The organism is Microcoleus sp. N9_A2, from assembly GCF_036701775.1.
Taxonomy (GTDB): Bacteria; Cyanobacteriota; Cyanobacteriia; order Cyanobacteriales; family Microcoleaceae; genus Microcoleus.
This window is the reverse complement of record NZ_JAUBRH010000101.1, coordinates 1-13,528: the sequence shown is the minus strand read 5'-3', so window position 1 is coordinate 13,528 and position 13,528 is coordinate 1. Positions and strand designations below refer to the sequence as shown.

Below are 13,528 nucleotides of genomic sequence, written 5' to 3'. Positions count from 1 at the left end.
GTTGACTGCTGCCTAATTTTATTTTTTGATTTTGGGGGTGGTTTTTCGTCTTCTTTATACCCCCTGAACGCTTACCGAAAAAGGAAGTTTAGAAATGCAATTAACTTACAAATACCGCCTCAAACCCACCAAAGCCCAACTAACGACGATCGTGGCTCACTTAGAACTCTGTCGTCGGCAGTACAACTACCGACTAGGCGAAAGATTCAGATGGTGGGAAGCTACGAGAACACCTATCAACGCCTGCCCATTAGTTGTTTCGATAATCCCTGTTGAGGAGATTTATCGAAATATTCCTTTGACGAGAGTGCAAACTAGAGATGGCAGAAAGAAGGATGAATCAGGCAATCCTTTGACCAAGAAAGGTGACGTTTTCTCAAACATTGAAGGCGGATATGTACAGTGGCAGACGATACAACTTGCCGACCTGAAAAACACTAAAAAACTGTTTCGTGATTACAAAGTGTTGGATTCTCAAGTTTTGCAAGATGTCGTTAACAGAGTTGAAACTTCCTTTTCAAACTTTACTACGCCCGACAAAAACGGCAATCGTAGAGGTAAGCCCAAATTCAAGGGGCTTCACTACTACAAATCCTTCACTTACCCTCAATTAGACAACTTAGATATTGTCAAGGACGAGCAAAATAGGATTTGTATTAGCCTTGCCAAAATAGGTCAAGTACCGATGGTTTTCCATCGTCCAATACCAACAGGGTTCACAGTTAAGACGGGTAGTGTTATCAGAGAAGCGGATGGGTGGTATATTTCCTTGACGCTAGAAGATAAGACGGTTCCCGTAACGGTTGTAGAAATTCAACCGACTGAAAATAATACTGTTGGTATTGATTTGGGAGTCACTAATTACGCTTATCTTTCCAATGGCGAAAGAGTTGAAAATCCGAGATTCTTGAGAAAGTCGGCTGAGAAATTAGCAAGGCTTCAAGCGAAGTTAGCTAATAGAGTTAAGGGTTCTAAACCTTGGAAGATTATCAAGGACAAGATTTTCAGACTCCATCAGTTCGTGGCCAGAGCTAGATTAGATTTTCAATTCAAAACAGCACCGCAGCTCCTTAGCAAGTGTGATGTTTTAGTTATTGAAGATTTGAGTGTCAAGAATCTAACTAGACGTGCCAAGCCTAAAACTGATATTGAAAATGGTAAGTTGGTTTATTTGCCGAACGGTCAGTCAGCTAAAAGCGGTTTGAATAAATCCATGCTTGATGCCGCTCACGGGCAATTTGCCAACGTTCTGAAGTATGTCGCTTGGAAATTAGGTAAAAGCGTTTTACTCGTTGACCCGAAAGGAACTTCTCAACACTGCTGGAACTGTCTCAATAAAGTCCCGAAAGAATTATCGGAACGGTGGCATTCTTGTCAGTGTGGAGAATCTTTGGATCGAGACGAAAATTCAGCTAAACTTATCAGAAAGATTGGCTTGAATTACGAAAGTGGCGGGGGAACTCCGTCACTCAAAAAAGCCTTTGCAAAAAGGAAAAAGAAGCCTGCGGTCTAACTGTACTATGTTGACCGTCAGGTTAGTTCACATGGGGAATGTTATCTTTGGTTGAAAAAGAGATTTATGGCATTATTATTAGCTGGCGATATTGGCGGAACTAAGACAATTTTGCGCTTAGTGGAAAGGACTGTTAAGGGTGAAATGAACGCACTTTACGAGTTTCGCTATCCGAGCGGGGAGTTCCCGGATTTAGTACCGATGGTGGAGCAGTTCTTGAGGGAAGCTGCTATGAAATTGGATTTTGGGCCCTTGCCTGAAAAAGCTTGTTTTGCGATCGCAGGCCCGGTTGTTAACAACACTGCAAAACTGACTAATTTGCCTTGGCTGTTGGATGCGAAGCGTCTGGAACAAGAATTAGGAATATCGCACGTTAGTTTAATTAATGATTTTGTTGCAGTTGGCTACGGCGTGTGGGGTTTGGACGAGCGAGATTTGCACATTTTGCAAGTAGGAAAACCCCGCCAACACGATCCGATTGCTGTGATTGGTGCAGGTACTGGTTTGGGAAATTGTTTTGCAATTCCCGAGGCAAATGGCATCAGGGTTTTTTCTTCGGAAGGGGGACACGGTGACTTTGCTCCTCGCTCGGAGTTGGAGTTTGAATTGCTAAAATATTTGTTAGCAAAACATGACATTCAAAGAATATCGATCGAGCGTGTAGTTTCGGGACTAGGGATTGTTTCAATTTACCAGTTTTTGCGGGACAGAAAGTTTGCCCCTGAATCGTCGGAGGTAGGGGAAGTTATCAAAAAATGGGAGTCAGAAATCGGTAAAAGCGAGAAGACTGTCGATCCGGGGGCGACAATTGCACAGGCGGCACTCAAAAAGTGCGATCGGCTTTCGGAACAAACAATGCAAATGTTTGTAGAAGCTTACGGCGCTGTCGCGGGAAATATGGCTGTGTCACTTCTACCTTACGGGGGTTTGTATATAGCCGGCGGCATTGCTACTAAGATTTTGCCACTGATTCTAGAAGGGGGTTTTATGCGAGCTTTTACGCACAAAGGCCGGATGGATTCGCTGTTAGAAATGATGCCAGTTCGATTGGTTTTGAATGACAATGTAGGGTTAATTGGAGCAGCCGTTTGTGCGGCAGGTCTTTAGTTAATAATTGTATGGTGCGTCACCTTTAAGCTTCTAGATATTTGAAGAAATAACGCTCTGATGACGCACCATACTTAGTTAGAGTTATGTCATGTTCAAAATCTTCTCAGCAGCACCTTCAGATATCGGCATCACCGATAACCGATTGCCTTTTCTCACAACCAAAATCTCATCAGCACTAAACTTTTGTTTCAGTTCATCCAAAGATATTAACTTAGCAAACTCCTCAACAAACTCCACTTTCACAGTTTGCCAACGAGGCGCATCAAACTGCGATTTAGGATCGTAATATTCGCTATTCATATCGAACTGACTCGGATCGGCAATCCCAGTTTCAACGACGCGCACTAAGCCGACAATTCCCGGTATTTTAGTATTAGAATGGTAAAAAAATACTAAATCTCCCCGACTCATTTGTCGCAGGAAATTGCGAGCTTGATAGTTGCGAACGCCGTCCCAAATCGAAGTGCGATCGCCCTTCAAGTCCGCAATACTATAAACATCCGGTTCCGACTTCATCAGCCAATAATTCATAAAATATCTTTCCGCTTCTGCAACCACAGAGTCAACATCAAATAAACGAAAATATGCACGCACAAAATACCCCAGTTTAAACCCAAATTTTCCCAAGTTGGATCGTAAACAGGAGTAGGCTCAAACGGCTGAGGAAGCGTACTCCCATCCGGTAATGTAGTAGGTGTGGGAACCATCGCATTCACATTAACTAAAGAGCCGTAAGCACCCACAGACCAGCGGCTTAACATCAGCCAAGAAAACTTGCTCGCCGCACCTTCCATCTTAAACAAAACTCCCGAAAAAATAATCTGAGGCAGCAATAATAGAGGCAAAGCGCTATTAGCTTGAGAGCTATTTTTAACAATCGCGGAAACGACTAATCCGAGACTTATGCAGCTCATCAAAGTTAGGAATGTGGTAATAGTTGCCCCCATCGCCCAGGAAATCAAACTCGGTTCGGGGGATTTAAAAGCAATCAGAATAACTCCTACCATTAACAGCGTTTGCAATACTGCCAAACCAGCAAGTATAAAAATTTTTGAACCTAAATAAGCAAACAATCCTAAATTGACCAAACGTTCTCGCAGATAAATAGCTGATTCTTTGACAATTTCTTGCAGAGAAGTTGCCAGTCCCACCCAAATCGCCGCACAGGTAAATACAAACAAAACTCGCAACGCCAAAGGTGCTAAAGTGGCCTCCGGCGCGCCAATTAATGGGTCTTTATCTCTGACTGCAAGCCGCAGTAAACTAATGCCGATCGGCGCTGTTAAAAGAGCTAAGCTTAAGTTAACTAAGTCGCGGGAAACGAGTTGAAAATAACGCTGGGCAAGCAAAACGAGTTGTTTTACAAAAGATTGAGATTTTGGCAGAGAAGGTGCTGAAGGTATTTTTGTATTAGCGTTGCCTGTGCTGAAGTGATTGACAATGTATTGCTGATAATATGGAGAACTGCGAAACTTATCTGCCCAGCTTTGAACGTTGGTTTCTCCTGTTTCTAATTCGTTGTAAATGTCTGCAAAATCGCCAGTTTTGACATCAAAAAAATCGAGCGCTTCCCTAGGCGGGCCGAAGTAACAAAGGCGTCCGCCGCGACCCATAAAAACGATTCGATCGCACATCGTGATATTTGCCGTCGCGTGAGTCACCAGAATCACCGTTCGGCCTTGATTTGCCAACTTTCGCAGCAGTTGCATCATCTTCTTATCCAAACCCGGATCGAGTCCTGAAGTCGGTTCGTCTAAAAAGAAAAGTTTCGGGTCTGCTAACAGTTCGACTCCGATGCTGACCCGCTTCCGCTGTCCGCCGCTAAGCTGTTTTACCAAAGCCTTGCGACGGTGAGTCATTTCAATATCTTCTAAAGTTTTGGCGACTACCTGCTTGACATCTGTATCGGGAGGTAAGCGCAATTTAGCTGCATAACTCAAGACTTCTTCTACTGTCAAATCTGCGTGTACAATATCATCTTGAGGCACGTAACCGATTTGATTGCGGTAAATATTGAAGTTTTGGCGCAGGTTGTCGCCGTTGAGAAACACAGCGCCGTTAGTAGTTTTTTCAATGCCTAAAAGCGTCCGCATTAAAGTAGATTTCCCCGCGCCGCTACCGCCGACTAAAGCCACAAACTGCCCCGGTTCGATCGCCAAAGTGATGTTATCCAAACGCTTCGGAATCACCAGACTGTCAGCATCCAAACGAATTTGATGGCCGGAGTCTTGCATCTGCAACTCACCGCTGCGGTAAGTTAGAGTAAACGGGCCGATCCGAATTGCATCTCCCTCGGACAACTGTACAGAATTTGTCACTCGCTGACCGTTAACAAAAACCCCGTTAACGCTGTGGTCTCGCAAAATATAATTGCCGCGACTGTCTTGGTCAATTGTGGCGTGGCGTCTAGAAACAAGCGGCGCATCTAATTGCAGCGAAGCGTTTGGATCGCGACCCAACAAAACCGACCGATTCTTAAGAAGAATTGACTGCTTGCTAGGGACAGCAACCTGATTCGGCAGCGGATTAAAATAAGTCAGCAAAACTTGATTTTGAGGATCGAGACCGATTTTAATTTCTGTGCCGTTTTTCAGACAATAACCGTCATTGGGAGTGATGCGAGTGCGATCGACAAATAAGCCATTAGTGCTCGGCCGCTGCCCGTCACCGTCGTAAATCCAGTAATTATCCCCAATTTGGCGCAAAACAGCGTGAACGCCGGAAACTGCGCGCCAGGGTTCGGGAATGACTAAATCAGCACGAGTGCGATCGCGCCCCAATACGTGCTGCTGCTGTTTTAACTCTAACTGTAAAATCTCGCCTTGATTGCTTAATACTAAATACGGTCGATCGCTTAAAGCAGTCAGTTGTCCTATATTGCCTGTCATACTTCAATCGCGGTTTTTGCACTCACTTTTGTCAGCATATCAAAAGTATGGCAACAATCTACTTATTTATTTTAGAACTCATGCAAAATGTATATACTATCGTCTTCCGCGCACGTTACATCTATATTATTTATTCCCTATTCCCTATTCATTCTGTCAACTGTCAACTGTCAACTGTCAACTGTCAACTGTCAACCGACAAACTACGAAGCCGATTAATTGCCGCCGCCAATTCAAACCGTCGAAACATGGCAAAATCCCCTTCAGGAAAAGGCGATAAAATATCCATCCCCTGCGCGTCAATATCTGCCATCACCAAATCGATAATTTCCGATAAAGTGCGTTTTCCGTCCATGTATTGCTGCTTAGCATAAACCATTGCCGCAGCGATCGCCCTTAACTGTCCGCTGTCCACAATTTGCTCAACAGCACCCAAATCAATATCCTCAGTTCCAAAAGCCAATTCATCAACATCCCGCACCTTCACCCGCACATCTCGCCGTCCCCGACTCGGATCTAAACTAGCAGGAATCGGCACTCTTTGAGTAATCTCACCAAAAGTTTCTCCCCCTTCAGCAGCACGGCTAATCGAGTAATTTATAGCAATTTTTTTAGCTTTTTCCGTCACATTATATGCTTGAAAGTTATCCATTGCAATCACAGTATCTGCCACATCAAAATAATCGCCACTTCCCCCCATGACTAAAATAGTCGATACGCCGCAATCTGCGTACAACTGTTTAACTTTATCAATAAACGGCGTAATCGGTTCCTTATCCTTAGCGATGAGTTCTTGCATTCTGCGATCGCGAATCATAAAATTCGTCGCCGCCGTATCCTCATCAACTAATAAAACAGGCACTAAACCCTGTTCCTTTTTACTTCTCTCCTGTTCCTCATTCCCTCTTCCTTCTTCCTTCTTCCGACTTCCATCGGACTGACATCCGTTAAATCCGTTACAGAATCCGTTGCCGAACTTCCTTCTCCCCACTTCCAAAGCCTCAATAATATTAGCAGCTTGCGACGTGCTACCGCTCGCATTTTCAGTATAAAATTGTGCAGTATCTCTACCTTGTGGCAAGTTGTTAATAAAAGGCGAAATATCGACTCCCGCAACACTTCTGCCATCTTCTGCCCTAATTTTAACCGCCGCCGGATTAGTCACCACAAATTCTCGGCCATCTCCCGGAATTCGGTTGTAAACTCCCAACTCAATCGCCCTTAGTAAAGTAGATTTGCCGTGATAGCCGCCGCCAACAATCAAAGTAATGCCAGCGGGAATACCCATACCGGAAATCAAACCGCGATTCGGACAATTCAAGTCAACTTTTAACGACGGCGGCGACTGAAAAGCCACAGCATTATTTAACAAAGGGCTGTTGTCAACACCGCTGCGGCGGGGTAAAATAGAACCATCAGCAACAAACGCAACTAATCCTTTTTCAGCTAATTGCAGCCGCAGCCAGTCAGCATCTTCTACGGTTTCAACGTGACGGCGACATTCCGCAGCATTTAAGTGAGGATATTTGAGAGAATTGCTGACAATTCGCGGAATATCTTCGCACAGCATTTCAGCAGCTTGTCGCCCTAAGATACTGCGCCCGCCCGCTGGAAGTCCGACGGCAAATCGCAGTTCAACTCCTCCTAAATCTTCGATATCGGATGTATTGGAGGAAATGATAAATGCCGAAGTTCGCTCTAAAACTTCTTGTCCGAAGCCAGTCACTGCAATCATACCGCTTTTGCCAGTACCGCGTTTGCTGCTATTGCTGTATGCGGCTTTGTCAAACTGGCGAGTTAGGTAATCTCGCAGGGCTATTTCTCTACTGCGAGAACTGAAAAATTCGCGGGGAATTTGAGCAATGTTGGGGGGAACTATGACTCTAAATTTACTGGGAGAAGCAAACGGATCTCCCTGCACGTAATCAATAATTAATGTGAATTCAGAAAAGTCGTAGTTACCTTGAATGTCTTTGTAGGCTTTGTAGCCTCGATTGTCTAGTTGCAGTAAATGCCGTTGTAGGCTTTCTTTGTTAGTCATTTGTTATTGGTTATTGGTTATTTTTTATTAATTAATTTGTTATTTTAGCTGGTTCCTAGGCTCTGCCTAGGAACCGATTTCCAGAGGCTCTGCCTCGCTTGCTTCGGGTGGGAAAATTGGAGGCAGAGCCTCCCGATATGCGTTACCAGGCAGAGCCTGGTAACGAGTAGATTACCAATTACCAATTACCGATTACCAATTACCGAATTTCCAATAATTTAGCCGTAGCATTAACAACAATTTGAGCAGAACCTGCGAAAAAAGGTCGATCGATAGTTGCTAAGGTATCGCTAGATTGGTGATAGTGGGGCGATCGCAAATTTGCAGTATCCGTCACCAACACAGCACCAATTCCTTTATACCAGAAAGGCGCGTGGTCGCTCCGCAAAACATCGGGAGTCAGCAACCCTTTCAGGGGAACCGGCAGCGCCACCACCGGCGGCAAATCGGCTTTTCCCGACTCCGCAAAACTTTTCAATAGCAGCGGATGTTCCGCATCCCCAATCACAGCGATAAACTCGCCTTTGTCAGGAGATTTTACCCCCGATGCTTCTAGAAAAGGTTGCGCTGTCAATCCTTCGGGATATTGCTGGCATCCGGGGGTGTGGCAGGCATAACCTACCATATCTAGGACGATCGCTCCCTGCAAATTTTTTAACCGCGCCTCGCTACCGGTGAATGCTAAACTGCCTAAAAGTCCAATTTCTTCCCGGTCGAAAAAAGCTATTTGCAATGTCCGAGGCGTGGGGCGAGAACCCAGCAGTCTTGCTACTTCTAAAACTACAGCAACTCCCGTCGCATTGTCGTCAGCCCCTGGGGAGTTTGGTACAGTATCGTAGTGTGCTGCCACTAAAATTGCACCGGCGTTTGAGTCAGTGCCTTTTCTCTCAGCAAAGACGTTGATTCCGCGATCGAACCGCTGCAAATCTGCGGAAAATCCTAATGTTTGCAATTGCTGGGAAATGTAGTCTCTAGTAAAAGAGCGATCTCGTTCTCCATCGCGTTCTCCTGCTAAAGTCTCGACGTGTTTCCACAGCCGGGACGGGTCAATTTCCGGCTGAAAAAAAGTATTTTTTTCAGCCGGAAGCGGTAAGGGAGACGGGTTTTGGGAAGTGTGGATATTGCTATCGACCCAAAATTCTGGTACAGCCGACAACCGATGCCACGAGTCAGAACGCCAACCCACAGCCACCACCGCAACCAGAATAAATAGCGCTATCCAAATCAATTGTTTCATCAGTAAGTCTATTTGAGATTTTAGACAGGGCTTACGCACTCCTCGCTCTCATCAACCTGGTGTTTTAGCGTCAGCGAGGGCTGCAACAAAGTCTTTTCGTAAAACCCGGTTGATGCGTCCAGAACTGTTGTATTTTAGATTGTAGGTTGACACTAGAGTTACAAACAAACCTGTTTCCAAAAATGAAACTCACAAATCTTAAAATTAGCTGTGCCAGAGGCAGTTTTGTATTTTGGATTTAAACAAGCTGGTAAAAGCCTTGGGATGTTGCCGTCGAATCTGTCTTGCTTATTTGAGCGTTCGACGGCGACATTAAAATCACTAATTTACCTTTAAAATTTAAAAGTCAAAACTACTTTTGTTCCCACTCAATCTCCTTATTATCCAAGATCAAGCCACTGCTGCTGGGAAAAGCATAAGGAATAGTTTTTGCAGAAAATTCAACTATTTGAGTTGGTTGTTGAAACCACTCGGAATAACTCGGATTGAGTTGGTCGTACAGTGCTTTTAAAGCTTGAATTTCTGTCTCTAGTTGCGCTGCTGCTTGATTGATTCTACGAGCTTGTGCTTGCAAGCGTTTTTCCCCGGTTTGAACGTGGTTTTCTACTTCTTGCCAGTGCTCTCCGGCAAGCAAGTTGTCTAGTTCACCTTGCTTGTAATTCATTAAAGCCTGTTTTTGTTGCAGTTGCTTTTCAATATTTTTAGTCTCTCGGTCAATTTCCTGGATTTGCTGCAACCACTGCTCCCCAAAAGCAGCAGTTTGCTGGTGGAACTCAGCAATAGCTTCAGGAGTATTATTTTTGGGAAAACTGACTGCCACTCGGCACTCAGAGCGCTGTACGGCAAGTTTTTCCCGCGACTCTTGCAGGGCGGTAACTTCTGCTTGCAGCGCGCGGACTTCTTTTTGGAGTTCTGGGATGGTCTGACTCATGGGTTCAATTAGGGGGACCTCTGCATCGATTTTAAGCTAATTGTTTATTTTTCTAACAAATCCCGGTCGCCTGCTTACGGGAATTATCTAATTTTAGCGCGCTTCCACCCGGTGTCTAGGCAGAATGGCGGATAATTTGTGGCACAATGGCTGATGACACATTTTAAATTAAGATTAAAATTGTAATTAGTTATAAAGCTAAGTTATTAGCTGGGTAAAATTTAATTTACAAGTCAACATAAATTAAGGTTGGCTGGATTTTCCTATGACAGAGCAAGTCCTGCTAAACTTTTTAAGATTTAGGATTGCCAGAAAATGATTTATTGAAAATTAGGAAGAAGAGCAAGTGAAAATAATTTTTCAATTAATGTTAGGATATTTCGCGGTTGCTATTTTTGCTGCGAAATGTGGCATAAATCCAAAAATATTACCGACAAGTGTAGGAGATAGGCATGGCACTCCCCCTGTAGAAGGAATTTTGATTCAGTCTCAGAAACATAGCTATTTGCGATCGGCATCTCGCCCCCTTACTTCTGCAAGTCCCGCATTATTTTTGGATAAGTTATCCCCAATTGAGGCAGTACAATTACCGACTTACAATTATATACAATCTCAGGATACTCCTAGAAAAGAACCTACTATTAGGTTAAGCATAATCGGTCATTTTCTGGTTTTTATTTTTGTATTAATCTCATTATTAATCAGGGGTAAAACAGTAAATAGCTTATCCAAGACGATGAGGTTAATCAAGCCGAAGTCTGAAACAGAGAATGACAAGCTACCAAAAGGAGAAAAAGTGTTGTATCCAAAAAAAGAACTGGATATCTGGCATACTATTGCCCAAATGACCCAAGATTTGCAGCAAACTGCCGAATATGCTCTCGATATTTGCGAGGAAATGAACGTCTCGATAATTGCGACAACCCCGGGCGGTCATATCCTGTCGTTAAACCAAGCTACCTGTCAACTTCTGGGATACTCTAAAAAAGAGTTGTTAGGCAAACCAATAGCGGGACTTTTTAAGAACAGTGAATCACCAAACCCGGAGTTAGAGTTAGCAATTTTAACAGCCGAAAACTCTGTCCGCAACGTCGAAACAGTCTACCTTTCTAAACAACGAAAAAAAATAATTGTACAGCTTTCTATTTCAATTATTCGCGACGGTCAAGGCAAGGTCAGCGGCAAGTTGTACATAGCACAAGATATTACCGATAGCAAGCGGGCTGAAAGAAATTTGCGGCGCAGTGAAAAAAAGTTTCGCCAACTGATAGAAACTGTTAATGCTGTGGCATTTATTTATCACCGCAGACAGTTCCGCTATGTCAATGCTGAGACAGAAGCTCTGACAGGATATAGTCGCGAAGAATTACTAGCATTAGATTTATACGACTTAATTCATCGAGATTTTCTAGAAATAGTTAAAAACTGGGGTAAATCCAGCCACGCCCGCTCAAATGTAGGGTCAAAATATGAATTAATAATAGTCACGAAAACCGGAAAAATGCGCTGGATTGAAGCAACTGTAGATATTATAAAATTTGAAAAAAAAGCCTCAATATTAATCACAGCATTTGACATCAGCGATCGCAAATTAGCAGAGTTAGAACTAGAAACATCTCTTTCATTGCTTCAAGCAACCATTGAATCTACTGCTGACGGTATTCTGGCGGTTGACAGTGGAGGAAAAGTTATCACTTTTAACCGCAAGTTAACCGAAATGTGGCAGTTGCCGGATTTCCTGGTTGATTCGAGAGATAACAACCAAATTTTGGGGTTTGAAATCAACCAGTTAAAATACCCGGAAATATTTCTCAACCGTGCTAAAGAATTGTCCGATTGCCCCGCAGAAGAAAGTTACGATCTCATCGAGTTGACAGATGGCAGAATCTTCGAGCGCTACTCGTTGCCCCAGCGCACGGGAGGCAAAATTATTGGTAGAGTATTCAGTTTTCGGGATGTAACGGAACGGGTGCAATCAGAAGAAAAACTACGCAAAAGCGAAGAACGATTTCACCTGCTGACGCGGGCGACAAATGATGCTGTATGGGATTTTGATTTGTTAAAAAATGAGTATTGGTTGAGCGAAGAGTTTGAAAAAGTTTTTGGATACAAACTCAACGAAACTCAGACGATAGAATTAGAATCTTGGTGGCTAAATATTCATCCCGAAGAACGGGAAAGAGTGATGTTAAGCTTCAACCAAACAATGAACTCAGACGCTCAATGTTGGTCGGAAGAATACAGCTTTCACCGTGCAGACGGGGGATATGTTTTTGTGCTCGATCGCGGTTACATCATCCGCAATGAAAGTGGCAAAGCAGTAAGGGCGATCGGTACGATGATGGACATCACTCAGCGCAAGCAAGCTGAAGAAATTATTCGCTATCAAGCTGTTTATGACCAACTCACTGGTTTACCGAACCGGATACTTTTTAACGAGCGGCTGCTGGCTTCCTTAAAACAAGCTAAACAAACCCAAAAAATGCTAGCTGTGATGTTTTTAGACTTGGACAGGTTCAAAAAGATTAATGATACACTAGGCCACGCTGCGGGCGATCGCCTTTTAGAAAGTTTTGCCGGACGCATCAGCGACACTTTGCGATCGACTGACACGGTTGCCCGCTGGGGAGGCGACGAATTTACCATACTGCTTCCCGATATCAATTGCTTAGAAGATGCAGTTAAAACAGCTCAAAGAATTATTGACAATTTAAAGCCAGCATTTAAACTAGAAGGACAACCGTTTCATGTTAGCAGCAGCATCGGCATTGCCCTTTATCCAGATGATGGTGAAGATGCCGAAACTTTAGTCAAAAATGCTGATGCTGCCTTGTACCGCGCTAAAGACATGGGAAGAAATAACTATCAGTTATATACTTCAACAATGAACCCGCAAGGCAGCCAGTTGCTGAATCTAGAAAACAGGCTGCACGAGGCTCTAGAACAGGGAGAATTTGAGGTTTTCTACCAGCCAAAAGTCAACATCACTACTTGGAAAATTCAGGGCATGGAAGCCCTGCTGCGCTGGCAACATCCACAATTAGGTTTAGTTACTCCCGCTACATTTATTCCGATCGCCGAAGATAACGGGCTCATTGTAGCTATTGGGGAATGGGTGCTGCAAACAGCCTGTACTCAAAATAAAGCTTGGCAGGATGCTTTGCAGCCAGATTTGCGGGTAGCAGTCAACGTTTCGGCTCGGCAGTTCCAGCAATTTAATTTATTAGAAATGGTAGCGAAATGCTTGGAAAAAAGCGGTTTAGCACCCAAGTATTTAGAGTTAGAAATTACCGAGACTACAGCCATGCAAGATGTGGACTATACCACAAAAGTTCTCAGGGAGTTGCAGAATATGGGAGTGCAAATTGCGCTGGATGATTTCGGCACGGGTTATTGTTCTCTAAATTATCTCAAAAAGTTTCCCTTGAATATCTTAAAAATAGATAAATCCTTTGTTAGCGGATTGACGAATGATCCCTGCGAACGGGCGATCGCCAAGGCTGTAGCGACGCTGGGGCGAGATTTGAACTTGAGCGTGGTAGCCGAAGGAGTAGAAACTAAAGAGCAGTTGGAGTGTTTGCGCGAACTCCACTGTCAAGAAATTCAGGGTTACTATTTTAGCAAGCCGCTCTCGGCCGGCGATGCTAGTAAACTTTTGGTAAATTCTCTGTTGCAACAAGTGAAAATTGCTTGACAGTTGACAGTTGACAGTTGACAGTTGACAGTTGTCATTATAAAACTGTAGTTTAGACTAACCAAAGATGAGAACGGTGGCAAAAGAAGAACTAGAGCCACCGCGCTAGGAGAG

At 43.9% G+C, this 13,528-nt stretch carries 8 protein-coding genes; 3 read left to right on the top strand and 5 right to left on the bottom strand.

Annotated elements, in window-relative coordinates; genetic code table 11:
• Positions 1 to 94 precede the first annotated feature (94 nt).
• Positions 95 to 1,513, top strand: a complete 1,419-nt coding sequence (locus QUA44_RS29235; protein WP_333257021.1) for a transposase — start codon at positions 95 to 97, stop codon at positions 1,511 to 1,513.
• A 66-nt stretch (positions 1,514 to 1,579) separates the two neighbouring features.
• Positions 1,580 to 2,620 (top strand): glucokinase, encoded by a 1,041-nt coding sequence (locus QUA44_RS29230; RefSeq protein ID WP_333257023.1) that lies wholly within the window; start codon positions 1,580 to 1,582, stop codon positions 2,618 to 2,620.
• An 84-nt stretch (positions 2,621 to 2,704) separates the two neighbouring features.
• Here the strand turns inward: QUA44_RS29230 and QUA44_RS29225 are convergent, their stop codons facing one another.
• The 5 genes from QUA44_RS29225 to QUA44_RS29205 form a co-directional block, all read right to left on the bottom strand.
• On the bottom strand, positions 2,705 to 3,154 hold the full coding sequence (locus QUA44_RS29225) for an EVE domain-containing protein (RefSeq protein ID WP_333257026.1): 450 nt from the start codon (positions 3,152 to 3,154) through the stop codon (positions 2,705 to 2,707).
• Positions 3,151 to 5,511, bottom strand: coding sequence for an FHA domain-containing protein (locus tag QUA44_RS29220; protein ID WP_333257028.1), 2,361 nt, complete (start codon positions 5,509 to 5,511; stop codon positions 3,151 to 3,153). Before QUA44_RS29220 ends, QUA44_RS29225 begins: the two co-directional genes overlap by 4 nt.
• Positions 5,512 to 5,695: 184 nt before the next feature.
• Positions 5,696 to 7,552 (bottom strand): ABC-ATPase domain-containing protein, encoded by a 1,857-nt coding sequence (locus tag QUA44_RS29215; RefSeq protein ID WP_333257031.1) that lies wholly within the window; start codon positions 7,550 to 7,552, stop codon positions 5,696 to 5,698.
• 199 nt (positions 7,553 to 7,751) lie between these two features.
• On the bottom strand, positions 7,752 to 8,789 hold the full coding sequence (locus QUA44_RS29210; RefSeq protein ID WP_333257034.1) for a M20/M25/M40 family metallo-hydrolase: 1,038 nt from the start codon (positions 8,787 to 8,789) through the stop codon (positions 7,752 to 7,754).
• Between the two features lie 352 nt (positions 8,790 to 9,141).
• A complete protein-coding gene (locus tag QUA44_RS29205; RefSeq protein WP_333257037.1) occupies positions 9,142 to 9,720 on the bottom strand; it encodes a hypothetical protein in 579 nt (192 codons plus the stop codon).
• A gap of 346 nt (positions 9,721 to 10,066) precedes the next feature.
• On the opposite strand from QUA44_RS29205, the gene QUA44_RS29200 reads away from it, so the two are divergent.
• Positions 10,067 to 13,414 (top strand): EAL domain-containing protein, encoded by a 3,348-nt coding sequence (locus tag QUA44_RS29200; protein WP_333257040.1) that lies wholly within the window; start codon positions 10,067 to 10,069, stop codon positions 13,412 to 13,414.
• Positions 13,415 to 13,528 lie beyond the last annotated feature (114 nt).

Coding starts and splice junctions, on each gene's coding strand:
- QUA44_RS29220 (WP_333257028.1), bottom strand. CDS start 5,511: ATGACAGGCAATATAGGACAACTGACTGCTTTAAGCGATCGACCGTAT.
- QUA44_RS29230 (WP_333257023.1), top strand. CDS start 1,580: ATGGCATTATTATTAGCTGGCGATATTGGCGGAACTAAGACAATTTTG.
- QUA44_RS29210 (WP_333257034.1), bottom strand. CDS start 8,789: ATGAAACAATTGATTTGGATAGCGCTATTTATTCTGGTTGCGGTGGTG.
- QUA44_RS29205 (WP_333257037.1), bottom strand. CDS start 9,720: ATGAGTCAGACCATCCCAGAACTCCAAAAAGAAGTCCGCGCGCTGCAA.
- QUA44_RS29225 (WP_333257026.1), bottom strand. CDS start 3,154: ATGAATTATTGGCTGATGAAGTCGGAACCGGATGTTTATAGTATTGCG.
- QUA44_RS29235 (WP_333257021.1), top strand. CDS start 95: ATGCAATTAACTTACAAATACCGCCTCAAACCCACCAAAGCCCAACTA.
- QUA44_RS29215 (WP_333257031.1), bottom strand. CDS start 7,552: ATGACTAACAAAGAAAGCCTACAACGGCATTTACTGCAACTAGACAAT.